The following is a 24,982-nucleotide window of genomic DNA, read 5'->3' as shown; positions in this document are numbered from 1 at the left end:
GTTTACGCAAAAACGGACCTATCTTGATGAAATCTCACGTAAAAGCGGTTGTTATCGGCGGCGGCGTCGTCGGCTGCTCGGTTCTCTACCATCTGGCCAAGGCCGGCTGGACTGACATCATGCTGATCGAGCGCTCGGAGCTCACCTCCGGCTCTTCCTGGCATGCGGCCGGCGGCTTCCATACCCTGAACGGTGATCCCAACGTCGCTAAGCTGCAGGCCTATACTGTGCAGCTCTACAAGGAGATCGAGGAACTCTCCGGCCAGTCCTGCTCGCTGCACCTGACCGGCGGCGTGATGATGGCTGACACGCCCGAGCGCATGGACTTCCTGCGGCTTGCCCACGCCAAGGGTCGCTATCTCGGCATGGACACCGAGCTGATTACCCCGTCCGAAGCCAAGGCAATGTTCCCGCTGATGGACGAAACCAATTTCGTCGGCGCCATGTGGGATCCGGTCGAAGGCCATCTCGATCCATCCGGCACGACGATCGCCTATTCCAAGGCGGCCAAGAAGCTGGGCGCTGAGATCGTGCTGCGCAACCGCGTCGTCGAGCTGACGCAGGAGGTCGACGGCACCTGGAACGTCGTCACCGAACAAGGCACGGTGAAGGCAGAGCATGTCGTCAACTGCGGCGGCCTGTGGGCGCGCGAGATCGGCCGCATGGTCGGCGTCGAACTGCCGGTACTGGCGATGGAGCATATGTACCTGCTCACCGAGCCGATGCCGGAGGTCGAGGAATTCAACAAATCGACCGGCCGCGAAATGATCGGCGTGCTCGATTTCAAGGGCGAGATCTACACCCGCCAGGAGCGCAACGGTATCCTGCTGGGCACCTATGAGAAGGCCTGCAAGCCGTGGTCGCCGGTCAACACACCGTGGGATTTCGGCCATGAATTGCTCCCCCCCGATCTCGACCGCATCGCGCCGTCGCTGGAAATCGGCTTCAAGCATTTCCCCGGCATCGAGAAGGCCGGCATCAAGCAGATCATCAACGGCCCCTTCACTTTCGCGCTCGACGGCAACCCGCTGGTCGGCCCGGTGCAGGGCTTGACCAATTTCTGGTGTGCCTGCGCCGTCATGGCCGGCTTCAGCCAGGGTGGCGGTGTTGGCCTGGCGCTGTCGAACTGGATGGTCCATGGCGATCCCGGCTTCGACGTCTGGGGCATGGATGTCACCCGCTTCGGCGAATGGGCCGGCTTGCGCTACACCAACGCCAAGGTGCGCGAAAACTATTCGCGCCGCTTCTCCATCCGCTTCCCCAATGAGGAACTGCCGGCGGCGCGTCCGGCGCAAACGACGCCGCTCTACGACACGATGCTGGCCAACAACGCTGTCATGGGCGACAGCTGGGGTCTCGAGACCCCGCTCTGGTTCGCGCCGAAGGGCAAGGAGCCGAAGGACGTCGTCTCGTTCCACCGCTCCAACGATTTTGGGCCGATCGGCGAGGAAGTGCGCGCCACGCGTGAGCGCGTCGGCGTCACCGAGATCGCCAACTTCGCCAAATACGAAGTGTCGGGACCGGGCGCGGAAGATTTCCTCAACCGGCTGATGACCAACCGCATGCCGAAGACCGGCCGTATCGTGCTGACGCCGATGATCAACGAATTCGGCAAGCTGATCGGCGACTTCACCATCGCCAAGGCCGGCGAAGACCGCTTCATGATCTGGGGCTCGTCCGCCGCGCAAAAATATCACATGCGCTGGTTCGAGAAGCATCTGCCGAAGGATGGTTCGGTGCGCATCCACCGTTTCGACCAGACACTGGTCGGCCTGTCGATCGCCGGACCAAAATCGCGCGACCTCTTGCAGAAGCTGGTCGACGTCGACATCTCGACCAGGGCCTTCCGCTTCATGGATTTCCGCGAGATGGCGGTCGGCGGCGCGCCCTGCCTGGTCAACCGCATCACATACACAGGCGATCTCGGCTACGAGATCTGGATGGCGCCCGCCTACCAGCGCCTCGTCTACAAGGCGATCAAGGACGCTGGTGAGGAATTCGGCCTCGTCGATTTCGGCATGCGCGCCTTGCTCTCCATGCGCCTCGAAAAGAACTTCCCGACCTGGTTCCGCGAGCTGCGGCCGATCTACGGACCGTTCGAAGGGGCGATGGACCGCTTCATCAAGCTCGAGAAGAACGACTTCATCGGCCGCGAGGCAGCCGCCAAGGAACACGCGGAGGGGCCAAAACTGCGCCGTGTCTCCTTCATCGTTGACGCCGCCGACGCCGATGTGATGGGGGACGAGCCGATCTGGGCCAAGGTCAGCAAGGACTACGGTACGGTGGAAAAGCCGCATGGCTACGGCGCACCGCGCTTCGACACGGGCGGCAAGGAAATTCGCGGCTCCAAGGCTGCGGAAGGCGCCTCCGCCGTGCGCGGTATCGTCGATGGCGACTGGCGTGTAGTCGGCTGGGTGACGTCAGGCGGCTATGCCCACTATGTGCAGAAGTCGATGGCCCAGGGCTACGTCCCGGCAGCGCTCGCCGAGGATGAGAGTGCAGGACTGTTCGAGATCGAGATCCTCGGACACCGGCGCCCAGCCCGCATCAATGTCGAGGCGCCTTTCGATCCGAGTGGCGAGAAGATGCGCACCTGAGGTTCGACCATGGACAATGGGGTGCCAAAGGGCAGCTTTGGCCGCCATCGCAAGATCCTGCCGTTCGAGCCTGGCTCGATCGAAGCGCTGCGCGAAGCCTCCCGCCAGAAGGCGGCTTCGCTCAACCAGCATGTGCTGGGGTATGGCGCGCAAGCGGAGGCCGAATGGGCCGCGGCAGGCATTGCCGCTCCAGACCTGCCGGCGATGCGCAAATACCGGCTGGACCGCATTCGCGCCGAGCTGAAGCGCCGCGACTATGCCGGCGCCCTGCTCTACGACCCCGTCAACATCCGCTACGCCACCGATTCCACCAACATGCAGCTGTGGGTGGCGCACAATCCGACACGGCATTGTTTCGTCGCCACAGAAGGGCCGGTGGTGCTGTTCGACTATTTTTCCTGCGAGCACCTGTCCGACCATTCCGGCGTCGTCGACGAGGTTCGCCCTGCCGTCTCGTGGATGTATCTTTATGGCGGCGAACTGACCGAACAGAAAGTGCGCCGCTGGGCCGCCAGTATTGCCGATCTGGTCAGGGAACATGGCGACGGCAACAGCCGCATCGCGGTCGATCACATCAACCCAGAAGGCCTCGAGGAACTCGCTCGCCTTGGTGTTTCGATCGGCAATGGCGAAGCGGTGATGGAAAACGCGCGGCTGATCAAATCATCAGACGAAATCCTCGCCATGCGCCGTGCAATCGTCGCCTGCGAGGCGGCGATGGGCGAGATGGAACAGGCTCTGCAGCCAGGGATTTCCGAGAACGAATTGTGGGCCGAGCTGCATCGCGGCAACATTGCGCGTGGCGGCGAATGGATCGAGACGCGGCTGCTGACGTCAGGTCCGCGCACCAATCCGTGGTTCCAGGAATGCTCGTCACGCAAGATTGAAGCCGGCGACCTCGTCGCCTTCGACACCGACCTGATCGGCCCCTTCGGCTTCTGCGCCGACCTGTCGCGCACCTGGCTGTGCGGCGATGAAAAGCCGACCAATGAACAGCGCGGCCTGTTCCGCATCGCCGCCGATCAGATCACCCACAACACCGCATTGATGCAGCCGGGCATCTCGTTCCGCGACCTTGTCGAGCGCTCGGCGGTGCCGCCCGGAGACTGCTTCCCGACCCGTTACGGCGTGCTCTATCACGGCGTCGGCCTGGCCGACGAATACCCGACCTTGCCGCATGCCAGCGACTGGACATCAGACACGCCGGACGGTGTCCTCGAACCCGGCATGGTGCTGTGTGTCGAGAGCTATATCGGCCGGCTTGGCGGGCGCGAGGGCGTCAAGATCGAGGAGCAGATCCTGATCACCGAAACCGGCAACGAGAAGCTTTCAACCTACCCTCTGGATGCGAGGCTGCTCGGCTAGTCCGGCAATGGCCTCGCGCAGCGCCCTGACCCTCTTTTCCGGTGTTGTTGCGGCGGTGATGAATGGCAGGCCTTTGCGCCGGCCCGTCCAGCCGACGACCCCAACCTTCTGCGCCGCCGGCTCGAAACGCTGCGCCAGCGCCCAGCTTTCGCAGTCGATGGCGGCAACATCCGCCTTGCCTTCGGCGACAGCGACGATCGAGCCACGATGACCGCCGCTTTCGCCGCACGTCGAGAAAATGTCCAGGCTTTCGCCGGCCGCTTGCAGGTCGCGCGTCAGCGCAATGATGCCCGACATGGAATCGAGGCTGTTGAAGGTGAAGCGCTTGCCGCGCATCAGGTCGAGCGGGATGAGAGCGCGGCCGTCCGCAGGCGATCGAACCTCCGGCCCCTCGCCTGCCCGCATCACCAGCGCGCTCGAATAGAGTTCGCCCTGCCCGCCTTCACAGTAGTCGTAGCTCGGCTGGCCGACCACCTGAACGTGCCTGGACAGGCCGAGTTCCATCGGTCCCCAGCAGGTCTGTGCGAACAGCAGCGCCGGATGCAGCCAAAGCTTGTGAAAATCGAGTTCATCCGGTGGCAATGTCGCCGGGTCCGGCGCGATCAGTTTTCCCTGGGCATCATGAATGCCGCCCGGCACCGGTGGCAGGTCGCCATTGCGGTGCACGATCGATTGTGGCGCGTTGATCCCCCTTTGCCGGAAGGCATCGCGCAACCGCCCCCATTGGGCGTCGACCTCGTCGCGCGCCTCCGGCCAGTCATACATCGGCAACGCCGCAACCAAATCGCTCATGCCGGAATCTGACCGTTATTTCTGGGATTGAAGGGACCGACCGCAGCCAGTCTAGCAGACCGCACCTGCTCGCCGCAAAGAACTCATTCCTTGGGCGGCTCAGCGGGCACCGGCGCACTGCCGAGCCCATTGATGCTGCGCGCCCTGATGCGTGGCTTGAACGCCCTGCCCGGCTCCGGCGCACGCCGCAGCACCGGATGCACGATCGGCTCTTTGGCCTTGAAGGCATAGGCTTTGATCAGCGCGAAATAGTTCGGATAGGCATAGCCATTGTTCATCCGCAGCCATTCGTCGCGGCGATCGCGAAACAGTTTCGGCAACCGGTACCAGGCCACGGTCGGACTTTTATGGTGGACGAAATGCAGATTGTTGTTGAGGAACAGGAACGACAGCGGCGAGCGTTCGACGATCACCGTGCGGCCTTCCGGATGTTCCGACCATTGATGCTCGGCAAAGGTTCGGATCGAGATCAGCGACTGGCCGAGCCAGACCGGCACCAGGATGTAGAGCCACAACGGAATGCCGAAGCCGAACTGGACCATCGGCACCACGATCGCGAGCCCGATCGCATGCAGCAGCCAGGCCTTGCGGATCACCTTGTCGCCGGCGATCATCTGCTTGGCGTCGTCGATGAAGAAGCCGACGCAGGACAGCCAGGGGCCGAGCACGAAACGGCCAGCCATTGTGTTGTTGATCTTGAGCAAGAATTTCATCGTCGGCGGCAGGTCATCATGCTGCCAGAGCGCCTGGTAGTAACTCTCGGGGTCATCCAGGGGATCGGTCAGCCGCTCGTCGGCATGGTGGCGCAGGTGAATGGTCTTGAAGCGGCGGAACGGCCAAACGAGGCCAATCGGCAGGAAGACGAAGGCTTCGTTGACCCGCGCATTGCGCGTCGGATGGCCGTGCAGCACTTCGTGCATGATCGAGGATTGCAATGCGGCGGTAAAGGCCAGGAAGGCGAGCGCCAGGATGGGATAAGAGGGCCAGAGCAGTAAACCGGTGGCAAACCAAATTCCGTAGCAGAAGAAAGCGAGAACCACGGTCGGCCATTCGATGGCCGGTACGCTACGCTGTCTGATGCTCTTGCCCGTCATGCTATCGACCACTGTCCCTCAGTCGCCGGAACCCCGATTGGTTCCTGACAGTATTGTGTCAGGAGAAGTGATTCCACTCAACGAGACAAAGTGCACAAACTGTTGCGATTGCGCATTTTTGACCGCATATGTTACACATTGTAAACAGACTTAGGGATTCATTTACGCCTGAAGCGCGCATTGAGAGGCTTTGGCGCAAATTTTTCCTCCCGATTCGCGGAGTCAGGTGATGGACAAGCGAGACCTGTCAGCAGTCTTTCGGGAGCGTCTGAAGCTGCTCCTGACACGCTCCGATCTCAACCAGTCGGCTTTCGCGACGGCGGTCGGCATCGACCGCTCGGCGCTTTCGCAACTCTTGTCTGGCGCCTCGACCCGCCTGCCCCGCGCCGAGACGCTGCTTAACATCGCAGCCGAATTCAAGGTGTCGCTCGACTGGCTTCTCGGCCTCAGCCAAGACGAGGGTCTCACCGGCGAAATCCGCGAGAGCCTGGAGATCGAGGAGGCGCCCGACGGCTTCGACCGCACGCTGCTGGCCAAATGGCACGCCGAGGCGGCCGGCACCAAGATCCGTTATGTGCCGGCCGGCATTCCCGATCTTCTGCGCACCGAAGCGCTGGTCGACTACGAAGCGGGCATCACCAACAAGAGCCGCCTGGCTCAGGCCGGCGAAACGCAATACCGCATCGACTACAACAGGCGGCCGGAAACCGACATGGAAGTCTGCATGCCGCGCCACACGCTGGAGATCTTCGCGCGCGGCCTGGGTGTTTGGGACCGTTTCCCGGAAGCCGACCGCCGTGCCCAGTTGCTGCACATGGCGACGCTGCTCGACGATCTCTATCCGACCTTCCGGCTGTTTCTTTATGACGGGCGGATGCGATATTCGATCCCCTACACCATCTTCGGGCCCTATCGCGCCGCCATCTATGTCGGCGACATGTATCTTGTGCTCAACGCCACCCAGCCGATCCAGACGCTGATCCAGCATTTCGACAATCTGATCCGCGCCGCCGATATCAATGCACACGAGGCGGCTGACTTCGCGCAGAAGCTGGCCGGAATGTCGTTCCCGTCAGGCACGGCCTGAGCTTCACCAATCCTGATCATTTGGACGGAAACCGGCATCCGCATCGGCGACGCCGCCACAGCTATTTCATTGACTACACATAAAGACTTCTTTATATCCTTATTCGAATTCGAAACATGAAAGCCAATCCGATGACGACGACCAACCCGATCGATGCGCTGCTGGCTGAGAAGGGCGTGCTGCTGGCCGATGGCGCCACCGGCACCAATCTGTTCGCCATGGGCCTGGAGGCTGGCGAAGCGCCGGAGTTGCTGAACGAGACGGCGCCCGACACCATCACCAGTCTACATCAGAATTTCGTCGATGCCGGCGCCGACATCATCCTGACCAATTCCTTCGGCGGCACCCGTCACCGGCTGAAGCTGCATCATGCCCAGGACCGCGCGCATGCGCTGAACAAGCGCGCCGCGGAACTCGCGCGTGCCGTCGCCGACAAGGCCGGCCGCAAGGTGATTGTCGCCGGCTCGGTCGGCCCGACCGGCGAATTGCTGGTGCCGCTTGGCGCCATGACATATGACGAGGCGGTCGAGGCCTTCGCCGAACAGATCGAGGGTCTCAAGGCCGGTGGCGCCGAAGTCGCCTGGATCGAGACCATGTCGGCTCCCGACGAGATCCGCGCCGCCGCGGAGGCCGCAATTCGTGTCGGCTTGCCCTACACTTACACCGGTTCCTTCGACACAGCCGGCCGCACCATGATGGGGCTGCTGCCGAAGGACATCCACGGCGTCACCGACGGGCTGTCGCAGGCGCCGCTCGGCGTCGGCGCCAATTGCGGCGTTGGTGCCTCCGACATCCTGGCCTCGCTGCTCGACATGACCCAGGCGAAGCCGGAAGCGACTGTCATCGTCAAGGGCAATTGCGGCATTCCAGAATTCCGCGGCACCGAGATCCACTATTCCGGCACGCCCGAACTGATGTCCGACTATGTCAGGCTCGCCGTCGATGCCGGCGCCAAAATCGTCGGCGGCTGCTGCGGCACCTCGTTCCAGCACCTTGCCGCGATGCGCAAGGCGCTCGACGCGCACACCAAGGCCGATCGTCCGACCGTCGAAAAAATCGTCGAGCGCATCGGTCCGATGCGCAACAAGGCGGCAACGGAAAACACCGCCGAGACCAGTGAAGCCCGCCGCGAACGTCGTCGCAGCCGGGCCTGACGCGATATTTCTTTTTCGATTATTCGCTGTTGTCGGCGTAGCTCGACTGCGCCGACTTGAAATCGGTGCCGGCACCTGCGGCTGTATCGCCGCGCATCGTCATCAACGCACCGGATGCGCTGGGGTCGGTGATCTGCTCCAGCATGACGCGAAAGCGGTCATTGTTCAGCGCTGACAAGGCGGTGTGACGTGCCTGGGCGACATCGTCGCTGATCCGCCTGGATTCTGCCGACGGCCCGGACGAAGCAGCCGATCCCAGTGCCGGCATATCTCGTGATATCGAGTTCGCAACAGTCCTGATCAGCAATTCCGGCTCCCTCAAGCCCAAACATGAGCCTCTCCGTAACAAGAGGAAATTGCGATCATGTACCGGAAATCCAACGCAATTTAACGATCCGCAAAAAAAGGGCCGGCAAGGGAATGAATCCCTCGCCGGCCTGCCTCACCCGCCCGTGGGTCGGTTTCCCGTATCAGAACGATCCCATCTGAAAGAAACCGGCCGTCATCACCACTACCGGTTACCGCCCAGCGCCGAGGCAAGGCGCACAAGCGAGAGGAACTCGGACCTGTACCCAAACGGGTCGGCTCCTCGAGCGGCAGTGGCAATCTCCATGATCTTGTCGTAACCGAACTTCGCGGTCGCATCCTCGTCACGCAGCTTCTGGCCGAAGGCCGCGACCGCCACGGAGAAGCGCTGGTCGGTACTGGCCTGGTCGAAGGACGAAACCTCATTCTCCGAGGTCACCGGCGTGGTGATCAGCTTCGAGACGTCCTCGTTGGGCAGCTTGTAGCGGATCTTGACGAAGGCATATTCACCCGCATTGGCGACGCCGCCATTGTCCACCGACGCCTGGCCGTAGCGCAGCGGATCGATCTGTTCGCCACCGCTGCCCTTCGGCGTGATCTCGTAGATCGCGGTGACCGAGTGGCCGGAGCCGATATCGCCGGCATCGACGCGGTCATTGTTGAAATCCTCGCGGTTCAAGGCCCGGGTCTCGTAGCCGATCAGGCGATATTCGGAGACCTTGTTCGGATTGAACTCGACCTGGATCTTCACATCCTTGGCAATGGTGAACAGCGTCGAGGAGGCATCCTCGACCAGCACCTTTTCCGCCTCGGCCAGTGTATCGATATAGGCGGCGGTGCCGTTACCGTTCTGGGCGATCGTCTGCATCATCTGGTCGTTCAGATTGCCACGCCCAAAGCCGAACACCGACAGGAAGACACCGGTCTTGCGCTCACTCTCGATCAACCGCTTCAGATCATCGTCGTCGGTCTGGCCGACATTGAAGTCGCCGTCGGTGGCGAGCATCACCCGGTTGACGCCGTCCTTGACGAAGGACTGCTGGGCAAGCTTGTAGGCCTCCTTGATGCCGGCCTCGCCGGCCGTCGAGCCGCCGGGCTGCAGATTGTCGATGGCATTGAGAATCTTGTCCTTCTCGGCAACCTTGGTCGGCATCAGCACGGTGCCGGCCTCACCCGCATAGGTGACGATCGAGATGGTGTCGTCGGCCTTCAGCTTGCTGACCAGCAGCCGGAAGGCCGATTTGAGCAGCGGCAGCTTGTCCGGCTCGTCCATCGAGCCCGACACGTCGATCAGGAAGACCAGATTGGCCTTCGGCTGCTCGGTCGGCTTGACGTCGAATCCCTTGATGGCGACATGCATCAGCTTGGTGTGCGTGTTCCACGGCGTCGGCATGACGCTGACGGTCGAGTTGAACGGCATCGAAGCCGAGTCCGGACCCTTCCAGTCATAGGGGAAGTAGTTGATCATCTCCTCGACGCGGACCGTATCGGCCTGCGGCACGAACCCTTCCTTCAGCGAACGCCGCACGAAGGAATAGGAAGCCGTGTCGACGTCGATCGAGAAGGTCGAGACCGGATCCTCGAGCGCGGCATGCACCGGATTGGTCTTGAAATCCTCGATGCGGTCGCGGTTTTGCTCTTGCGGCTGAACCTGGTCGGCCGGAGCCGTGGCTGGCTGCTGCGCCATCAGCTTGGACTCGGCCGGCGCGAGACTCCGCGACATGCTGGGCGCATTTAGCGCGACCTCACCTGTCGGGGCCGGTGCCGGGGGGGCAATGTTCACCTTTCCGGCGTGGGCGGCATCCTGTCGGGGAGCGCCCGTCGCCGCCTCCTTCTGTGCGCCGCCGATAGCAACGGTCGATTCGGATTTCGGCGGCGAGGCCGGCGCGACAAGCGCGTCTGTGGCGTCGCGGCTTTCCACGTCCGCGTCGGCCTTCTTGTCTTTCTCCAGCTCGGTGCGGGCCGGCTTGGGCTCGGCGGTCGTTGGCTTGAGGGTCGCCGGCTTGTCGGCCAGCGTCTCGGTGATCTTCTCGTCGCCGCCGAATTTGGGCGGCTGTTCCCTCAGCATGTGGAAGGTGGCGTATCCGGCGATCGGCAGGGCGACGAGCCCGGCAAGGGCCGGTGCGGCAATGAGTTTCTTGTGCATGATCTCGCTCCAGAGCTTTTGTGCTCGCTCTGTGAGACGAAGCCCGCCAACCGATCCTTGGGTGAGCGTCGAGATATTTTCCTGATCGTAGGCGCGCAGGGCGGCTTCGAAGGCACGTGCCTTCGCGCTCTCGCCCGGTGCCGGTGCTGCGATGTCGCGCAGTCTCTTGAGTTCGTTGTCGTCGACCATGGTCACACTTCCCCGGCCGAGCGCATCAGCGTCTTCAGCCGTTTCTTCGCTTCATGGATGTGCCAGGAAACCGTCGTCTCCGAGATCGCCATCGCCTCGGCGGCGGCTGAATGGCTCAAGCCCTCGCCATAAACCAGCAGCACCGCGTCGCGCTGCTTGTCCGGCAGTTGCCGTACCGCCGCCCACAACGCCTCGGCCGGATCTTCGGGTTCGACCGAAGCCTCGCTCGAGATCAGCGCGTGAACGCCGTAGGCCTCGGTCTTTGCCATGTCGCGGGCGGACTTGCGCATCATGTCGCGCGCGGCGTTCAGGGTCACGGAGTAGAGCCATGTCGTGAAAGCGCCGCCGCCGCGATAGTCGCGGATCGCCCGGCCGAGCCGGACGCAGACTTCCTGGGCGATGTCTTCGGCGTCGGCCTTCTTGCCGCACCAGCGATAGGCAGCGCGATAGACGAAGTCGTAGTGCCTTTCCAGCAATTTGCCGAAGGCCCCCCTGTCTCCGCCCTTCGCCCGCCCGATCAGTTCGGCGTCGGAGGCTTCGCTCTCATCCAGCATCATCGCCATCATTTGCCTGTTGGACGAAGGCTAATGGCGATTCCTTGGGGCAATGGAAAGATTTTTTTGGAAAGCGCGGGATGGTGGCCATCGATGCCCCCGCTTGACACATACATATCTCTGCGGTTATACGTCAATCAATAGCCACGGGGTTATCGATCCCAAATGACCAACGCTCACGACGTCCTTTTCAGAACGCTCTCCGATCCGACGCGTCGGGCGATCTTCGAGCGCCTATGCCGGGAAGGTGAGCAGACAGTCGGCGCTCTGACAGCTCAGTCGGGAGTCTCGCAACCGGCGGTGTCAAAGCATCTCGGCCTGCTGAGGCAGGCCGGGCTGGTGCGAGACCGCCATGAAGGACGGCAGACCCACTACACTGCCCAGCTCGCCGCGCTTTCCCCACTGATCGACTGGACGAACCAGATGAATGCATTCTGGCAGAGCCGGTTCGACGATCTCGAAGATCTGCTCAAAAGAATGGACCAATGACCAACATTGCGACCGAAACACGCTCCGTCATTGTCGAACGCGAGATCCCCTATCCGCCGGAAAAGATCTGGCGCGCGCTCACCCAACCGCATCTGATCGAGGAGTGGCTCATGAAGAACAACTTCAAGCCAGTCGTGGACCACCGTTTCAATCTCAGCGCAGACTGGGGCGGCGTCGACTGTCAGGTCCAGACAGTCGAGCCCAACAAAACGTTGTCCTACACATGGGACACCAAGGATCTGGAGAGTGTGGTCACCTGGACGCTCACCCCCACGAGCACGGGAACCCATTTGCGCATGGAGCAGACGGGCTTCCGGCCGGATCAGCAGCCTTACTACCGCGGCGCCACGGTCGGCTGGCAGAGGTTCCTTGCAGCCCTGGAACAGGTCCTGGCGCGGATAGATTGAGACCCCGCCCGCGTGCGGGTCGCGCTGGTCCGCTTCGGCTCGTTTGACAGGAGGTGCCCTTGGACTGGAACAAGTGGGTTCGGCAAATTCATCGCTGGCTGTCGATCATCTTTACGCTGACCGTCGTCGCCAACTTCGTCGCCATGGCATTGGGGCAGCCTCCCGCCTGGATTGTCTACTCGCCGCTCTTGCCGCTCTTCTTGCTGCTGTTCAGTGGCCTGTACATGTTCGTGCTGCCGTATGCCACCAAGGGACGCGGCGGGCAGCGTGCCGGCGGGTAGGAATGGGAAGAATGGCCAAGACGCAGGGGCAATCGACCAAAGTCGCAGCCAAGGCACCGATCCTGCTCTCGGGCGGCAACCCGCAAATCGCGAAGGGGGACGGCGACACCCCCGTGCAGGCCTACATCGCCGCAATGCCGGGTTGGAAGCGCCGCCTTGGCGAGCGCCTCGACGCGCTGATCGTGCGCAACGTGCCTGATGTACGCAAGGCCGTGAGATGGAACTCACCATTCTACGGCATCGAGGGCCAAGGCTGGTTCGTGACGTTCCATGTCCTGACCCACTACGTGAAGGTGACCTTCTTCAGCGGCATGTCGTTGCGACCGATCCCGCCCGGCGGCACGGTGAAGAGCAAGGAGGCGCGCTGGATCGACATCCGCGACGCCGACGCGTTCGACGAGGCGCAGATGGCGGACTGGATCAAGCAGGCCGCGGCCCTCCCCGGCTGGGTCCCGTAGCCGCGGCAGCGGACAGATTGAAGCCTGCCAGTGCAATTCAAAATCCCGCCCTGTCGACAGGGCGGCACCGAACGCGACAGAGGAGAAATAGCGATGAAGATCAAGCTGACCAGCGTCTATGTGGACAACCAGGAAAACGCCCTGCGCTTCTACACCGACGTACTGGGCCTTACCAAGAAGGCCGACTTCAGCAATGGGCCCTATCGCTGGCTGACCGTTGCATCCGCGGAAGAGCCTGATGGAACCGAACTGCAGCTCGCGCTCAACGACAACCCTGCGGCCAAGGTCTATCAGCAAGCCATCTTCAAGCAGGGCCAGCCGGCGGTGATGTTCTTCACCGACAACGTCAAGGGCGACTACGAGCGCATCAAGGCGAACGGCGGCGAGTTCACCATGCCGCCGACCGAGGTGACCGGCTCGACCATCGCCCAGCTGAACGACACCTGCGGCAACCTCGTCCAGATCACCCAGTTGGCGCGCTGGTAGGATGCAACCAGAACGCGTCGAGGCAGAGGAATTCGAGGTACCCAATGACTCCATCGGAACAGATCGACCAGTTGATCGCAGGATTGACGGACTGGCGTGGCAACACGCTCGCCGGCGTCCGCAAGGCCATTCTCGAAGTCGATGGCGAGATCATCGAGGAATGGAAGTGGATGGGAAGCCCGGTTTGGTCCCGCGACGGAATGATTGCCGTCGGCAACGCTCACAAGGACAAGGTGAAACTCACCTTTTCCCACGGCGCCAGCCTGCCGGATCCCGGCAAGCTCTTCAACGCAGGCTTGGACGGCAAAGTGTGGCGCGCGATCGATCTTTTCGAAGGCGATGAGCTTAATGAGCGTGCCCTGAAGGAGCTCGTCCGGGCCGCCATCGATTTCAACCAGGCCAAAAAGAAGAAGAAGGCACCTGCGGGTGCTCGGGCGAAGGCGTAGAAGTAGCATCATCGCCATTTTTCGAACTAGCGCTTGACTAAGGTGTGTCGAGATTCAGTCAGCTGAATATCAACACACCCTAGGCCGCCTGCCCCGCGACCCAGCCCGACGACCACGCCCACTGGAAATTGTAGCCGCCCAGCCAGCCCGTGACATCGACGACCTCGCCGATGAAGAACAGCCCCGGCACGGATTTCGCCTGCATCGTCTTCTGGTCAAGTCCGTTGGTGTCGACCCCGCCCAGCGTCACTTCGGCGGTACGGTAGCCCTCCGAACCGGCCGGCTTGATGCGCCAGTCGTTGACCGCGGCGGCGATGGTTTTGATCTGTGCGTCCGAAAGATCGGCGAGGTTGCAATCGATGCTGGTGCGCTCGGCGATCGACTGCGCAAGCCGCTTCGGCAGGTGATTTGCCAGCACAGTCTGTACCGCTTGCCGCCCGTTGCCTCGCTTGGCGGTGCGAATGAGATCCGCCACATCAACGCCCGGCAGCATGGCGATACGGATTTCGTCGCCCTCGCGCCAGTAGGACGAGATCTGCAGGATGGACGGTCCGCTGACGCCGCGATGCGTGAACAGCATCGCTTCGGAAAATCGCGTCTTGCCGCAGGCGACTTCCGCTTCGACGGCGTTGCCGGCCAGAGGCGCCAGCCGCTCGAGGGTTTTTGCGTCGAAGGTCAGCGGCACCAGCGCCGGCCGCGTTTCGACGATGGCAAGGCCAAACTGTTCGGCAAGCTCATAGCCGAAGCCGGTCGCCCCCATCTTGGGAATCGACTTGCCGCCGCACGCCACGACCAGGGACTGGCAGATGACCGTGCCGGTGGAGAGGGTGAGCGCAAACCCCTCCACGGTTTTGCGGACATCCCTCGCCTCGGTCGACAGTGCCAGCTCCACGCCCCTGCTCTGCATTTCCCCGACCAGCATGTCGATGATCTGGCGTGCGGAGCCGTCGCAGAACAATTGTCCCAGCGTCTTCTCGTGATAGGCGATGCGGTGGCGTTCGACGAGCGCGATGAAGTCGCGTTGCGTGTAGCGGCTGAGCGCCGAGATGCAGAAATGCCGATTGCCCGAGAGAAAGTTCTTCGGGCTGGCATGGATGTTGGTGAAATTGCACCGCCCCCCGCCGGAGATGCGGATCTTTTCGCCAGGCATCGCCGCGTGATCGAGGATCAGCACCGAACGGCCGCGCTTGGCCGTCTCCACGGCGCACATCATTCCAGCGGCACCCGCGCCGATGATCACGACATCATAGGTTTGCATCCTGCAGTCTCTACCCGTTCGGTACGACCGCAGGCAACGCTTCGACCGGCGTTTTTAGGTGTGTTAGATCAGCGTCTCGGCAAAGAGCGTCGTCAACCGCTTCCAGTGGCGCTCGGCACCTGCGGCATCGAAGACGCTGTGATCCGGCACGCACCAGCCATGCGCCACCCCGACATAGTTCTCGATGACATGATCGACTTCCGCAACCCGCAGCGCCTCGGCAAGCCGCGCCGACTGCTCCGGCGGGAAACTTCTGTCGACACCGGACGTGCCGACATAGACACGCGCCTTGATCGAGGCAGCCTTGCGATGCGGGCTGTCGGCGGCATCGCTGGCGAGATTGCCACCGTGGAAACTGGCCGCCGCCTTTATCTGCTCGGGATAGGTTGCAGCGGCGTTCAATGCCCGTGCGCCGCCCATGCAATAGCCGACAGTACCGATCGGCCCGGCAACACCTTCAGCAGCCAGCGCATCGAGGAATGCACCGCTGTCGCTGATGGTCATCGCCTGCGTGGTGCCGGTGACCAGCGCCATCAGCGCTGCCTTGGTCTTTTCCTCGGCAAAGGCGGTTTTGGCGTCGAACGGCCCGTAGGGCGCATTGCGGTAGAACAGATCCGGCACCAGCACCGCATAGCCTTCGCCCGCCAAGCGTTCCGCCATGCCATCGAGCGCAACGCGCGGCCCGAACGCGTCCATATACAGGATGACGCCGGCCTTGGCCGGGGACGTGTCTGCAGCGCGGAAAAGTCCTGCGCTGGCAACGCCATCCCTGGTCTTGATCTGAAGGTCTTGTTTCGTCATCGCCTACTCCGTTCGTCAGATCGCGATACATATCCGCGCGAGCCGCCAGAGCAAGGCATTCCCTGAACCTGGCAGTCAACATTTCGTGCAGGATCGCGTGACGACTACAGACCGGCGAATGCCGCCATATGAAAGGTCTGGACCTCCGGTGGATAGCGATAGGCCGTGCCATAGGGACAGGCATTGCGGTCGAGGCAGCCGCCACTCCGGCACGGTCCGCCATTCGTTCCCCGCACATGCGCCAGGCAGGACTGGTAGGCGAAACCTTGCGCGGAATATGCGTCGACCGGACAGGATTTCAGGCAAGGTTTTTCCGCACATGCGTCGCAAAGGTGGAGCACCGTCTCAGCGGCTTGAACCGGAAGTTCGTGCTCGAACAGCAGCGCACCACGATAGGCGTGCCACAGCCCATATTGCGGATGCATGAGGATGCCGAGCGGTGACGGCTTCAGCCCCTCCGCCCGCATCGCCCATTGCTGGAAAGGCAGATACGGCCTGTCGGATGGCGAAACGGCCCTCGCCCCGAATGTCTCCGCCACCGCCCCGATCACGTCGCGTGACCAGGTGTCGAGCGGATTGGCGATGGTCCGCGAATGCTTTTCCCGCCAGCGCATGAAATGCGGCCAGGGCGCGGCACCCGCCTGCCCGACCAGCAGGACGGCCTTGGCGGGAGCGCCTGAGGGACCAAGTGGTGGCGTTTCGCCCGGCGCAAAATTGAAGCCGCCACGACGAATAAGGCCGTTGGCGAGAAGCGCCGAAGCGATACGGTCGACGCTGCCGGCAGGCGCAATCATTCCTTCTTGACCGGATCGGAGAAAGCGCTCCGCCAGACTTCCTTGTGGATGATGTTGGCGACTTTAGCCCCGCCTGACTCGGGCTCCTTTCAAGTGAAGGCGTCGGGCATCGACCCCTTCTTCTTGGCGATGAAGTCCTTCAAGGCTTCGTCGATGCTCGGATCGAGATAGGGCGCCTCGTAGCTTTCCAGCCAGCGGCGGGCGAGTTCGTTGGCACGCTGCGGCGCGGTCTTTTCACCCTCGGCCAGCCACTGCTCGTAGGAATTGTTGTCGGCGATGTTGGAGCGGTAGAAGGCGGTCTGGAAATTAGCCTGGGTGTGGTCGCAACCGAGATAATGGCTGCCCGGGCCGACCTGGCGGATGGCATCCATCGCCTGGCCGTTTTCCGACAGGTCGACGCCTTCGGAAAACTTCTGCGTCATGCCGAGCTGGTCGATGTCCATCATGAATTTTTCATAGCAGGAGGCGAGGCCGCCCTCGAGCCAGCCGGCCGAATGCAGCACGAAGTTGGTGCCGGCCAGGATGGTCGAGTTCAGCGTGTTGGCGCTCTCATAGGCCGCCTGCGCGTCCGGAACCTTGGACGCGCAGAGCGAACCGCCGGTGCGAAACGGCAGGCCGAGGCGACGCGCGAGCTGTGCCGCGCCATAGGACACCAGTGACGGCTCCGGTGTGCCGAAGGTCGGCGCGCCCGACTGCATCGAGATCGAGGACGCGAAGGTGCCGAACAGCACCGGCGCACCCGGCCGGATCAACTGCGTGAACGACGCGCCGGCCAGCACTTCGGCCAGAACCTGCGTCAGCGTGCCGGCAACCGTCACCGGGCTCATCGCCCCAGCGAGGATGAATGGCGTCACGATGCAGGCCTGGTTGTGGCGCGAATAGACTTTCAGCGCGCCGAGCATGGTCTCGTCGAACACCATCGGCGAGTTGGCATTGATCAGGCTGGTCAGCACGGTGTTGTTTTCGACGAAGTCGTCACCGAACACGATCTTGGCCATGGCGACGGTGTCTTCGGCGCGCTCCGGCGCGGTCACCGAGCCCATGAACGGCTTGTCAGAATATTTGATGTGGCTGTAGATCATGTCGAGATGGCGCTTGTTGACCGGCACATCGACCGGCTCGCACACCGTGCCGCCCGAATGGTGGATCGACGGCGCCATATAGGCGAGCTTCACGAAATTCTGGAAATCCTCGATCGTCGCATAGCGCCTGACGCCATCGAGATCGCGCACGAAGGGTGGGCCATAAACCGGCGCGAAGACAGTGGCGTTGCCGCCGATCTGCACCGAGCGCTCGGAATTGCGGGCGTGCTGGGTGTATACGGAAGGCGCGGTCTTAAGCAACGAACGGCAGAGACCCTTAGGGAAGTGCACTCGCTCGCCCTTGACGTCGGCGCCGGCCTCTTTCCACAACTGCAATGCTTCCGCGTCGTCGCGGAAAATGATGCCGATCTCTTCGAGCACCGTATCGGTGTTCTTCTCGATCAGCGCCAGGCCTTCCTCGTCCAGCACCTCGTAGACGTTGATCTTGCGCTTGATGTAGGTCAGCTGGGTGCCGGGGCCGCCGCCCGAACGTGCCGCACGCCGGGCAGCCGCCCCGCCGCTGGCGCCGCGCCCGCGTCGCGCGTTTGACGCTTCCTGATCGACTGCCGCGTGTTCGCTCATGATCGCTCTTCCCTGAATTTGTTCTTGCCCGGAATCCATTGCGGCAGCGTATCGCCGCTTCTCGCCGGATCGTAGCCATGCACCCTATTCGAAACGGCCCGCCAGCGCCAACGCCTGTCGCAAAATCGACAAGAATTCCAAGAGAGTTACGGTCGCTTTCCTTTTGCGGGAAGTCGCAAATCAGCTATGGATACACGCCCCCAGCGGGTTAGGTATGAACGCGAATATTTTGTGCCTTGCGACGCAGTCGCGATGCCGGCAGGAGCTTGATACAAATGTCCGACGACGAGATCATCCTATCCGAACTTTCCGACGACGAGTTGGTGCAGCAGATGCACGACGATCTCTATGACGGGCTGAAGGAAGAGATCGAGGAAGGCACCAACATCCTGCTCGAGCGTGGCTGGGTGCCCTACAAGGTGCTGACGGAAGCGCTGGTCGAAGGCATGCGCATCGTCGGCGAGGATTTTCGTGACGGCATCCTGTTCGTGCCGGAAGTGCTGTTGTCGGCCAATGCGATGAAGGCCGGGATGTTCATCCTGCGCCCGTTGCTTGCCGCCACCGGCGCGCCGAAGCAGGGCAAGATGGTCATCGGCACCGTCAAGGGCGACATCCACGACATCGGCAAGAACCTCGTCGGCATGATGATGGAGGGTGCGGGCTTCGACGTCATCGACCTCGGCATCAACAACGCGGTCGAGAAGTATCTCGATGCGATCGAGCAGCATCAGCCCGACATCATCGGCATGTCGGCGCTGCTGACCACGACCATGCCCTATATGAAGGTCGTCATCGACACGATGAAGGAAAAGGGCATCCGCGACGACTATGTCGTGCTGGTCGGCGGTGCGCCGCTGAACGAGGAATTCGGCAAGGCCGTCGGCGCCGATGCCTATTGCCGCGACGCGGCGGTGGCGGTCGAGACCGCCAAGGACTTCATGAAGCGCAAGCACAATGTCCGCGCTTCGGCCTGAGAAAGGAAAAGGCCGCCCAATCATGGCGGCCGTTTCACTTGGGCAGAGCAAGCTAGCGCGAGGCTAGTTCGCGGCGGTGGCAACTCTCTTGCCAGCGTTCTGTGTGGCGTTGACCGTGTTTGCGGCATCCTTGCCGACGCCACGGATCGTGTTTGCACATGCCGAAACCAGCAGCGCACTGGCGAGCAGCGCAATGACTGCATATGTAGATGTTTTCATGGACGGTTTATCCCTCTCTCGATAGATTCACCCCACAGCAACGAAAGCCGGCTCAGCTGGTTCCATGGTCAAGACTCAAAAGAAGACACCAGACCAAGCGGACACGCTGCTCGTCATCGCCTGCGGAATGATTGCGCGCGAGGTGTTGGCCGTCAAGGAACAGCTCGGACTCAATCACCTGGAATTGACCTGCCTGCCGGCGGAATTCCATTTCTATCCGGACCGCATCGCGCCGGCCATGGACAAGGCCATCGAAAAAGCCAAAGCGGAGGGCTACCAACACATCTTCGTCGGCTATGCCGATTGCGGCACCGGCGGCCTGCTCGACCGTATCTGCGAGAAGCACGGCGTCGAGCGCATGGCCGGCCCGCATTGCTTTGCCTTCTATCAAGGCATGGAAGCCTATGCGAAAATCGCCGACGACGACATGATGTCCTTCTACATGACCGACTTCCTGTGCCGTCAGTTCGACGCCTTCTTCATGAAGCCGCTTGGCCTCGACAAGCACCCGGAGCTGATCAAGGACTATTTCGGCAATTACGAGAAGCTGATCTACCTCGCCCAGACAGACGATCCGGAACTCGACAAGGTCGCCGAAAATGCTGCAAAAATGCTCGGTCTGGCCTATGAACGCCGCGCGACGGGCTACGGCGACCTGACAGCGGGAATGGCGAGCGCCGCGGCCATCGCTGGTTAGGCAGCCCCCGCTTCCGTCCGCAGCCCCGCAAGCACATCGGCAAAGCTTGTCTTGCAGACGAAACCCAGCCTTTCCCTCGCCCGCGACGCGTTATAGACGCGGTCGATGGAGGAAAACATCGTCCAGCCGTTTCGCGCATAGAGCGCCGGGAATTCCGGAAAGTAGCGCGCGACCACCGACGGAGCGTCGGCGATCAATGCCGCGCAATCATCGGGCCGGAACGGCGTCGGCGCGCAGACGATGAAAATGTCGAACCCGAACTGCGGCGCCTTTTCCAGGGCGAGGACGTGGGCATCGGCCGCGTCCTCGACGGTCAACCGGCGAAACAGCAGTTCATTGGCCTTCGTGTTGGCATCCGACTGTTCGATCGCATGCGCCATGTCGTCGGCTTCGGGAAAGAAGCGGGCCGTGCGCAGCACCACCACCGGCAGCCCCTGCTGGATATGATAGAGGCGGCAGAGATGTTCAGCCGAAAGCTTGGTGACACCGTAGATGTTGCGTGGCTCGGGAGACATCGCCTCCGTCAGCCAGGCAGCCTTGCGCGCGCCACCTTTGAACCCATCGCGCACAGCCTGCGAAATCATCAGCGAGGTCGTCGACGTGAAGATGAAGCGGTCGACGCCGGACGCCACCGCCGCATCGAGCAGGTTGAGCGTTCCTTGCACGTTGGTGGCGACGAAATCGCTGTTGGCGCGGTTCTCGATATTGGGTTTGTGCAGCGCGCCGCTGTGGATGATGGCTTCGATCCGGTTGTCGCCGACCGTGCGCAGGACAAGGTCGCGATCGGCGATCGAGCCGACAATCTGGGTCTCCGCTGATGGAACGGGATCGAGGCCGGTGACATCGTGACCAAGCGCCCGCAGGCGCGGCGCCAGCGCACTGCCCAGCCAACCCGACGACCCCGTGAGCAAGATTCGCATTCGTCACACCATGATTTTTGAGCGTGGCGCTGTTAAGCACGGATGACAGGCGCCAGCGACCCGATAAGTTATGCTCCAGATGGCAGCGGCGCTGCTCCAGACATCAACAGGAGGCCTCCCATGACCCTTCGTCCACTGCTCGCCGCTATCGGTCTGCTCTGCTGCACCCTCCCCGCGCTTGCCGATGGCGAGGTGCAGAAACTCATCACCCCAGCCGACAAGACACGGCTCGACAAATATGGCGAGACACGCAAGACGGCGCTGGCCGAGGCGAAAGCAGGAGACCCTGCCGAGGTCAAACAGCTCGATGCCTTGCTGGCAAAACCGCTGGTGGCCTTCTCCGACAAGGATTTGACCGGCAACTGGCAGTGCCGCACCATCAAGGCCGGCGGACCTTTGCCGCTCGTCATCTATGGCTGGTTCAAGTGCAAGGTGACCGACGACGGTTCCGGCTGGCGCCTGGAAAAGATCAGCGGCTCGCAGCGCACCAAGGGCCGCTTCTTCGACGATGCCGAAAAGCGCGCGATCTATCTCGGCTCGGCCTATGTCAACAGCGACCCGGCAAAGCCCTATGGAAGTGGTCCGCAAACCGACCAGGTCGGCTACGCCTTCCGCAACAGCGCCAGCGAATGGCGCATCGAATTTCCGGCGCCCTATTACGAATCGAAGCTCGACATCCTCGAATTCAAGCGCTGATCCGGAAACCGCAATCACCAAGGATTAACCCGCACGCCCTAGCATCCCGCAAGCCAGGGCCGATACCGGCCGCATCTTGTCCAACGGCGCGTCGCGAACCATGGAACCCCTCAAGTCGAACATCGTCGTCGTAACCGAAGGCGGCCCACACATCTGGGCGGTCATCAACGCCATCATCGACCGGCTGGGTCCTGTCAGCGTTATCCTCGAAGCTCCTGAATCCAAGAAGCAATTGCTGCTCAGGCGCGCCCGCCGGCTGGGCTGGGCATCGGCCATCGGTCAGTTGGGCACAATGGTGCTGACGCGTCTGGGAAAGCGCTTCTTTGCGGGCCATGCGGCGCAAATGATCGCCGAGCAGGAGCTGGAGACGGAACCGAAGCCAGGACAGTCGATCACCCACGTTCCCTCCGCCAATGCGCCGGAATGCCTGGACGCCATCGCACGGATCCAGCCAGGCGTTGTGTTTCTCGCCGGTTGCCGCATGCTGACGCGGGAGACGCTGTCGAAAATCGCTTGCCCGGTCATCAACTACCATGCCGGCATCACGCCCAGATACCGCGGCATGAACGGCGGCTACTGGGCGCTGGCGACCGGTGATGCCGAAAACTTCGGCACCACCGTGCTGCTGGTCGATGCCGGTGTCGACACCGGGGGGGCGCTCAGGCAGGCGCGCGGCAAGCCCGAACGCGGCGACAGCATTTCAAGCTACGCACTACGCCAGGCAGCATTGTCGCGTGACATCTGTGTCGAGGCGGTCAGCGACGTGTTGGCCGGAAAACTCGCCACCATCGACCCCGGCCTGCCGTCGCAACAATGGTATCACCCGACGATCTGGTTCTACCTCTGGACAGGCCTCAGAACCGGCATCTGGTAGCGCATCCCAGTTCCGCAATCGCACGCAAAGCGCTGGCTTTTCCGATGCGTCGAACCTGCCGCCGGCACACGCCGCGAACGAATAAACGCACCTTTCATTTTACGACATCCAAATGCGTCGCTTTTGAATGCGCGCGCGTCGTCCCATAACAAGCGGCCCAACTGCGCTTCCGGCAATGCTCGTGCATCGAGGAGTGAGAATTCATGGCCGATCTGATCGTCGTCTACTGGCGCGACATCCCTGCCCAGGTCATCGTCAAGAAGGGCCGGCAGAACGCCAAGCGCGAACTGCCGCTACGCTTCACCGAGGCGATCGACATGTGCGCCATGCGTACCGGCGCCGGCGGTACCGACGACTATCTGGCCGAATGGCGCAAGGCCGATCCTGTTCCGGTCGGCGACGACCTCGAAGCCGAGGTCGAAAAGGCTTTCCAGGACATCGACACGAAGTACGACCGTGAGCGGCTGGTCGCTCTGGTCAAGGCGGGCGGCAAAGAAAATGTCTGAAAGCAACCCGGCGGTTACCCAGGCCACTCTGGTCAAGAAGGCAGCGCCGAAATCCGACTACAAGCCGGCCGACGTGTCGCCGCAGCGGCGCGTGCAGCGTTCCTTCGCGGTCAGGCTGTGGTCGATCAGGCACTCGCGCCTGCTCGAATGGTTCTACGCCAGATTCGCCGACATGTTCCTGCTGCTCCACCCCTTGTGGAAGGGCATCGGCTACGGTCGTGTCGAAGGGCCGATCAAATTTGTCGAGAAGCGCGTCAAGGGCTTCATGTTCGACTGCCGCATGTGCGGCCAATGCATATTGTCCTCGACCGGCATGTCGTGCCCGATGAACTGCCCCAAGCAATTGCGCAACGGCCCCTGCGGCGGCGTACGCGCCAACGGCAATTGCGAGGTCGAGCCTGACATGCCCTGCGTCTGGGTCAAGGCCTGGGAAGGCTCGCAGAACATGGTCCACAGCGACAGGATCCTGACCGTGCAGAAGCCGGTCGATCAGTCGTTGCGCGAAACCTCGGCCTGGCTGCGGGTAACCGCGCAGGCGGCCGCCGCGCGCGAAGCAGCCGCAGCCGCCAAGAATGGGGCGGCAAACACCGGGACATCGGCATGATCGGACGCCAACTCGACGAGAACCCGGCCGGCATCGATCTGCCGCTCGACCCCCTGCCCGGCCACACCTCGCGCGGCCGGCTGGAGCGCGTCCTGCGGCGCGGTGAATTCGCAGTGACGACGGAGCTTAATCCGCCCGACAGCGCTGATCCCGAGGACGTCTACAACCGGGCGAAGATCTTCGACGGCTGGGTCGATGCCATCAACGCAGTCGATGCGTCGGGCGCCAACTGCCACATGTCGTCGGTTGGCATCTGCGCACTTTTGACCCGAATGGGCTATGCGCCGATCATGCAGATCGCCTGCCGCGACAAGAACCGCATCGCCATCCAGGGCGACGTGCTGGGCGGTGCGGCAATGGGTGTCGCCAACATGCTGTGCCTGACCGGCGACGGGGTGCAGGCCGGCGACCAGCCCGGCGCCAAGCCCGTGTTCGACCTCGACTGCATGTCGCTCCTGGAAACCTGTCGCATCATGCGCGACAACGGCAAGTTTCTGTCCGGCCGCAAGCTGACCACGCCGCCGCAGCTTTTCCTCGGCGCTGCGATCAACCCGTTCGCACCGCCGATCGACTTCCGCCCGCATCGGCTGGGCAAGAAGATCGCCGCCGGCGCGCAATTCGTGCAGAGCCAGTATTGCTTCGACGTGCCGATGTTCCGCACCTACATGCAGAAGGTGCGCGATCTCGGCTACACCGAACAGTGCTTCATCCTGGTCGGCGTCGGACCGCTGGCCTCGGCCAAGACAGCCAAATGGATTCGCTCCAACGTGCCCGGCATTCACATCCCCAATTCGGTCATCAAGCGGCTGGAAGGCGCGCAGGACCAGAAGAAGGAAGGCAAACGGCTCTGCATCGACATCATCAACGAGGTGAAGGAAATTTCCGGTGTTTCAGGCGTCCACGTGATGGCCTATCGCCAGGAGGAATATGTCGCCGAGATCGTCGATGAATCAGGCGTTCTGAAGGGCCGCCAGCCATGGAAACGCGAGATCCGCCGCGACGACCAGATGGTCGCCGACCGGCTCGAGCACATACTGCACGACGACATTACCGAAACGCAGGTGGACATGGTGAAGACCGCGCACTGACGGTGCGGGCGACCACCCATTCGCTTGAACGAAACA

At 62.3% G+C, this 24,982-nt stretch carries 28 protein-coding genes; 17 read left to right on the top strand and 11 right to left on the bottom strand.

Translation table 11 applies throughout. The features are described 5' to 3' along the window. Positions 1-26: 26 nt before the first annotated feature. Together AC1RZR_RS18820 and AC1RZR_RS18815 are read left to right on the top strand one after the other, a co-directional pair. The gene (locus AC1RZR_RS18820; protein ID WP_477272016.1) at positions 27-2,597 is read left to right on the top strand and encodes a GcvT family protein; all 2,571 of its coding nucleotides are present in this window, start codon (positions 27-29) and stop codon (positions 2,595-2,597) included. A 9-nt stretch (positions 2,598-2,606) separates the two neighbouring features. Then, complete coding sequence (locus tag AC1RZR_RS18815; protein ID WP_481825563.1) at positions 2,607-3,962, top strand: M24 family metallopeptidase; 1,356 nt, start codon at positions 2,607-2,609, stop codon at positions 3,960-3,962. On the opposite strand, the gene AC1RZR_RS18810 is transcribed toward AC1RZR_RS18815, so the two are convergent. After that, positions 3,927-4,754, bottom strand: a complete 828-nt coding sequence (locus AC1RZR_RS18810) for a phosphate/phosphite/phosphonate ABC transporter substrate-binding protein (RefSeq protein WP_481825562.1) — start codon at positions 4,752-4,754, stop codon at positions 3,927-3,929. The two genes, AC1RZR_RS18815 and AC1RZR_RS18810, sit on opposite strands and share 36 nt — an antisense overlap. A gap of 83 nt (positions 4,755-4,837) precedes the next feature. Next, positions 4,838-5,848 (bottom strand): fatty acid desaturase, encoded by a 1,011-nt coding sequence (locus tag AC1RZR_RS18805; RefSeq protein ID WP_481825561.1) that lies wholly within the window; start codon positions 5,846-5,848, stop codon positions 4,838-4,840. A gap of 229 nt (positions 5,849-6,077) precedes the next feature. Between AC1RZR_RS18805 and AC1RZR_RS18800 the strand changes: the two genes are divergently transcribed. Next, positions 6,078-6,935: a helix-turn-helix domain-containing protein gene (locus AC1RZR_RS18800; protein WP_481825560.1), complete on the top strand. Its 858-nt coding sequence runs from the start codon at positions 6,078-6,080 to the stop codon at positions 6,933-6,935. 131 nt (positions 6,936-7,066) lie between these two features. Further along, positions 7,067-8,089 (top strand): betaine--homocysteine S-methyltransferase, encoded by a 1,023-nt coding sequence (gene bmt, locus AC1RZR_RS18795; RefSeq protein WP_481829080.1) that lies wholly within the window; start codon positions 7,067-7,069, stop codon positions 8,087-8,089. Between the two features lie 19 nt (positions 8,090-8,108). On the opposite strand, the gene AC1RZR_RS18790 is transcribed toward bmt, so the two are convergent. The 3 genes from AC1RZR_RS18790 to AC1RZR_RS18780 all read right to left on the bottom strand — a co-directional run bounded on the left by AC1RZR_RS18790 (position 8,109) and on the right by AC1RZR_RS18780 (position 11,293). Further along, positions 8,109-8,396, bottom strand: coding sequence for a hypothetical protein (locus AC1RZR_RS18790; protein ID WP_477272026.1), 288 nt, complete (start codon positions 8,394-8,396; stop codon positions 8,109-8,111). Between the two features lie 204 nt (positions 8,397-8,600). Next, entirely contained in the window at positions 8,601-10,730 is a 2,130-nt protein-coding gene (locus tag AC1RZR_RS18785) for a vWA domain-containing protein (protein WP_481825559.1), read from the bottom strand. 2 nt (positions 10,731-10,732) lie between these two features. Continuing rightward, entirely contained in the window at positions 10,733-11,293 is a 561-nt protein-coding gene (locus AC1RZR_RS18780) for an RNA polymerase sigma factor (protein ID WP_477272030.1), read from the bottom strand. A 156-nt stretch (positions 11,294-11,449) separates the two neighbouring features. On the opposite strand from AC1RZR_RS18780, the gene AC1RZR_RS18775 reads away from it, so the two are divergent. From AC1RZR_RS18775 to AC1RZR_RS18750, 6 genes are all read left to right on the top strand, one after another. Continuing rightward, entirely contained in the window at positions 11,450-11,773 is a 324-nt protein-coding gene (locus tag AC1RZR_RS18775) for an ArsR/SmtB family transcription factor (RefSeq protein ID WP_379096560.1), read from the top strand. After that, entirely contained in the window at positions 11,770-12,180 is a 411-nt protein-coding gene (locus AC1RZR_RS18770) for an SRPBCC family protein (RefSeq protein WP_481825558.1), read from the top strand. The genes AC1RZR_RS18775 and AC1RZR_RS18770 overlap by 4 nt, the downstream gene beginning before the upstream one ends. Before the next feature lie 59 nt (positions 12,181-12,239). Further along, positions 12,240-12,461, top strand: a complete 222-nt coding sequence (locus AC1RZR_RS18765) for a hypothetical protein (RefSeq protein WP_481825557.1) — start codon at positions 12,240-12,242, stop codon at positions 12,459-12,461. Between the two features lie 11 nt (positions 12,462-12,472). Then, the gene (locus AC1RZR_RS18760; protein WP_481825556.1) at positions 12,473-12,919 is read left to right on the top strand and encodes a DUF1801 domain-containing protein; all 447 of its coding nucleotides are present in this window, start codon (positions 12,473-12,475) and stop codon (positions 12,917-12,919) included. 93 nt (positions 12,920-13,012) lie between these two features. Beyond that, positions 13,013-13,405, top strand: a complete 393-nt coding sequence (locus AC1RZR_RS18755) for a VOC family protein (protein ID WP_481825555.1) — start codon at positions 13,013-13,015, stop codon at positions 13,403-13,405. Positions 13,406-13,449: 44 nt separating this feature from the next. Continuing rightward, positions 13,450-13,851, top strand: a complete 402-nt coding sequence (locus tag AC1RZR_RS18750) for a DUF1801 domain-containing protein (protein WP_477272041.1) — start codon at positions 13,450-13,452, stop codon at positions 13,849-13,851. Positions 13,852-13,930: 79 nt separating this feature from the next. Here the strand turns inward: AC1RZR_RS18750 and AC1RZR_RS18745 are convergent, their stop codons facing one another. The 4 genes from AC1RZR_RS18745 to AC1RZR_RS18730 form a co-directional block, all read right to left on the bottom strand. Next, positions 13,931-15,109: a BaiN/RdsA family NAD(P)/FAD-dependent oxidoreductase gene (locus AC1RZR_RS18745; RefSeq protein ID WP_477272043.1), complete on the bottom strand. Its 1,179-nt coding sequence runs from the start codon at positions 15,107-15,109 to the stop codon at positions 13,931-13,933. A gap of 63 nt (positions 15,110-15,172) precedes the next feature. Continuing rightward, the gene (locus AC1RZR_RS18740; protein ID WP_477272045.1) at positions 15,173-15,910 is read right to left on the bottom strand and encodes a dienelactone hydrolase family protein; all 738 of its coding nucleotides are present in this window, start codon (positions 15,908-15,910) and stop codon (positions 15,173-15,175) included. Positions 15,911-16,014: 104 nt separating this feature from the next. Next, complete coding sequence (locus AC1RZR_RS18735; RefSeq protein ID WP_481825554.1) at positions 16,015-16,704, bottom strand: hypothetical protein; 690 nt, start codon at positions 16,702-16,704, stop codon at positions 16,015-16,017. 89 nt (positions 16,705-16,793) lie between these two features. Further along, positions 16,794-18,368 carry a trimethylamine methyltransferase family protein gene (locus AC1RZR_RS18730; RefSeq protein ID WP_111547485.1) on the bottom strand — a complete coding sequence of 525 codons (1,575 nt, stop codon included), beginning with the start codon at positions 18,366-18,368 and terminating at the stop codon, positions 16,794-16,796. A gap of 275 nt (positions 18,369-18,643) precedes the next feature. Here AC1RZR_RS18730 and AC1RZR_RS18725 point away from each other — a divergent pair, with 275 nt between their 5' ends. Continuing rightward, on the top strand, positions 18,644-19,342 hold the full coding sequence (locus AC1RZR_RS18725; protein WP_027029468.1) for a corrinoid protein: 699 nt from the start codon (positions 18,644-18,646) through the stop codon (positions 19,340-19,342). A 63-nt stretch (positions 19,343-19,405) separates the two neighbouring features. Here AC1RZR_RS18725 and AC1RZR_RS18720 read toward each other — a convergent pair whose 3' ends face one another. Beyond that, positions 19,406-19,561, bottom strand: a complete 156-nt coding sequence (locus tag AC1RZR_RS18720) for an entericidin domain-containing protein (protein WP_111547486.1) — start codon at positions 19,559-19,561, stop codon at positions 19,406-19,408. 64 nt (positions 19,562-19,625) lie between these two features. On the opposite strand from AC1RZR_RS18720, the gene AC1RZR_RS18715 reads away from it, so the two are divergent. Further along, the gene (locus AC1RZR_RS18715; RefSeq protein ID WP_481825553.1) at positions 19,626-20,258 is read left to right on the top strand and encodes a DUF1638 domain-containing protein; all 633 of its coding nucleotides are present in this window, start codon (positions 19,626-19,628) and stop codon (positions 20,256-20,258) included. Here AC1RZR_RS18715 and AC1RZR_RS18710 read toward each other — a convergent pair. Continuing rightward, positions 20,255-21,178: an NAD-dependent epimerase/dehydratase family protein gene (locus tag AC1RZR_RS18710; protein ID WP_481825552.1), complete on the bottom strand. Its 924-nt coding sequence runs from the start codon at positions 21,176-21,178 to the stop codon at positions 20,255-20,257. The two genes, AC1RZR_RS18715 and AC1RZR_RS18710, sit on opposite strands and share 4 nt — an antisense overlap. 120 nt (positions 21,179-21,298) lie before the next feature. On the opposite strand from AC1RZR_RS18710, the gene AC1RZR_RS18705 reads away from it, so the two are divergent. The 5 genes from AC1RZR_RS18705 to AC1RZR_RS18685 all read left to right on the top strand — a co-directional run bounded on the left by AC1RZR_RS18705 (position 21,299) and on the right by AC1RZR_RS18685 (position 24,946). Next, positions 21,299-21,874, top strand: a complete 576-nt coding sequence (locus AC1RZR_RS18705; protein ID WP_477274981.1) for a DUF4893 domain-containing protein — start codon at positions 21,299-21,301, stop codon at positions 21,872-21,874. 100 nt (positions 21,875-21,974) lie between these two features. Beyond that, positions 21,975-22,748 (top strand): formyl transferase, encoded by a 774-nt coding sequence (locus AC1RZR_RS18700; protein WP_477274979.1) that lies wholly within the window; start codon positions 21,975-21,977, stop codon positions 22,746-22,748. 203 nt (positions 22,749-22,951) lie between these two features. Further along, on the top strand, positions 22,952-23,254 hold the full coding sequence (locus AC1RZR_RS18695) for a virulence factor (RefSeq protein WP_379096521.1): 303 nt from the start codon (positions 22,952-22,954) through the stop codon (positions 23,252-23,254). Beyond that, a complete protein-coding gene (locus AC1RZR_RS18690) occupies positions 23,247-23,858 on the top strand; it encodes a methylenetetrahydrofolate reductase C-terminal domain-containing protein (protein WP_477274975.1) in 612 nt (203 codons plus the stop codon). The genes AC1RZR_RS18695 and AC1RZR_RS18690 overlap by 8 nt, the downstream gene beginning before the upstream one ends. Next, positions 23,855-24,946: a methylenetetrahydrofolate reductase gene (locus tag AC1RZR_RS18685; RefSeq protein ID WP_481825551.1), complete on the top strand. Its 1,092-nt coding sequence runs from the start codon at positions 23,855-23,857 to the stop codon at positions 24,944-24,946. The genes AC1RZR_RS18690 and AC1RZR_RS18685 overlap by 4 nt, the downstream gene beginning before the upstream one ends. Positions 24,947-24,982: the final 36 nt, after the last annotated feature.

This window comes from Mesorhizobium bavaricum (genome assembly GCF_056781655.1).
This window is presented reverse-complemented; position numbering and strand designations above follow the sequence as displayed.

Coding starts and splice junctions, on each gene's coding strand:
- AC1RZR_RS18820 (WP_477272016.1), top strand. CDS start 27: ATGAAATCTCACGTAAAAGCGGTTGTTATCGGCGGCGGCGTCGTCGGC.
- AC1RZR_RS18815 (WP_481825563.1), top strand. CDS start 2,607: ATGGACAATGGGGTGCCAAAGGGCAGCTTTGGCCGCCATCGCAAGATC.
- AC1RZR_RS18810 (WP_481825562.1), bottom strand. CDS start 4,754: ATGAGCGATTTGGTTGCGGCGTTGCCGATGTATGACTGGCCGGAGGCG.
- AC1RZR_RS18805 (WP_481825561.1), bottom strand. CDS start 5,848: ATGACGGGCAAGAGCATCAGACAGCGTAGCGTACCGGCCATCGAATGG.
- AC1RZR_RS18800 (WP_481825560.1), top strand. CDS start 6,078: ATGGACAAGCGAGACCTGTCAGCAGTCTTTCGGGAGCGTCTGAAGCTG.
- bmt (WP_481829080.1), top strand. CDS start 7,067: ATGACGACGACCAACCCGATCGATGCGCTGCTGGCTGAGAAGGGCGTG.
- AC1RZR_RS18785 (WP_481825559.1), bottom strand. CDS start 10,730: ATGGTCGACGACAACGAACTCAAGAGACTGCGCGACATCGCAGCACCG.
- AC1RZR_RS18780 (WP_477272030.1), bottom strand. CDS start 11,293: ATGGCGATGATGCTGGATGAGAGCGAAGCCTCCGACGCCGAACTGATC.
- AC1RZR_RS18775 (WP_379096560.1), top strand. CDS start 11,450: ATGACCAACGCTCACGACGTCCTTTTCAGAACGCTCTCCGATCCGACG.
- AC1RZR_RS18770 (WP_481825558.1), top strand. CDS start 11,770: ATGACCAACATTGCGACCGAAACACGCTCCGTCATTGTCGAACGCGAG.
- AC1RZR_RS18760 (WP_481825556.1), top strand. CDS start 12,473: ATGGCCAAGACGCAGGGGCAATCGACCAAAGTCGCAGCCAAGGCACCG.
- AC1RZR_RS18755 (WP_481825555.1), top strand. CDS start 13,013: ATGAAGATCAAGCTGACCAGCGTCTATGTGGACAACCAGGAAAACGCC.
- AC1RZR_RS18750 (WP_477272041.1), top strand. CDS start 13,450: ATGACTCCATCGGAACAGATCGACCAGTTGATCGCAGGATTGACGGAC.
- AC1RZR_RS18745 (WP_477272043.1), bottom strand. CDS start 15,109: ATGCAAACCTATGATGTCGTGATCATCGGCGCGGGTGCCGCTGGAATG.
- AC1RZR_RS18740 (WP_477272045.1), bottom strand. CDS start 15,910: ATGACGAAACAAGACCTTCAGATCAAGACCAGGGATGGCGTTGCCAGC.
- AC1RZR_RS18735 (WP_481825554.1), bottom strand. CDS start 16,704: ATGATTGCGCCTGCCGGCAGCGTCGACCGTATCGCTTCGGCGCTTCTC.
- AC1RZR_RS18730 (WP_111547485.1), bottom strand. CDS start 18,368: ATGAGCGAACACGCGGCAGTCGATCAGGAAGCGTCAAACGCGCGACGC.
- AC1RZR_RS18725 (WP_027029468.1), top strand. CDS start 18,644: ATGTCCGACGACGAGATCATCCTATCCGAACTTTCCGACGACGAGTTG.
- AC1RZR_RS18720 (WP_111547486.1), bottom strand. CDS start 19,561: ATGAAAACATCTACATATGCAGTCATTGCGCTGCTCGCCAGTGCGCTG.
- AC1RZR_RS18715 (WP_481825553.1), top strand. CDS start 19,626: ATGGTCAAGACTCAAAAGAAGACACCAGACCAAGCGGACACGCTGCTC.
- AC1RZR_RS18710 (WP_481825552.1), bottom strand. CDS start 21,178: ATGCGAATCTTGCTCACGGGGTCGTCGGGTTGGCTGGGCAGTGCGCTG.
- AC1RZR_RS18705 (WP_477274981.1), top strand. CDS start 21,299: ATGACCCTTCGTCCACTGCTCGCCGCTATCGGTCTGCTCTGCTGCACC.
- AC1RZR_RS18700 (WP_477274979.1), top strand. CDS start 21,975: ATGGAACCCCTCAAGTCGAACATCGTCGTCGTAACCGAAGGCGGCCCA.
- AC1RZR_RS18695 (WP_379096521.1), top strand. CDS start 22,952: ATGGCCGATCTGATCGTCGTCTACTGGCGCGACATCCCTGCCCAGGTC.
- AC1RZR_RS18690 (WP_477274975.1), top strand. CDS start 23,247: ATGTCTGAAAGCAACCCGGCGGTTACCCAGGCCACTCTGGTCAAGAAG.
- AC1RZR_RS18685 (WP_481825551.1), top strand. CDS start 23,855: ATGATCGGACGCCAACTCGACGAGAACCCGGCCGGCATCGATCTGCCG.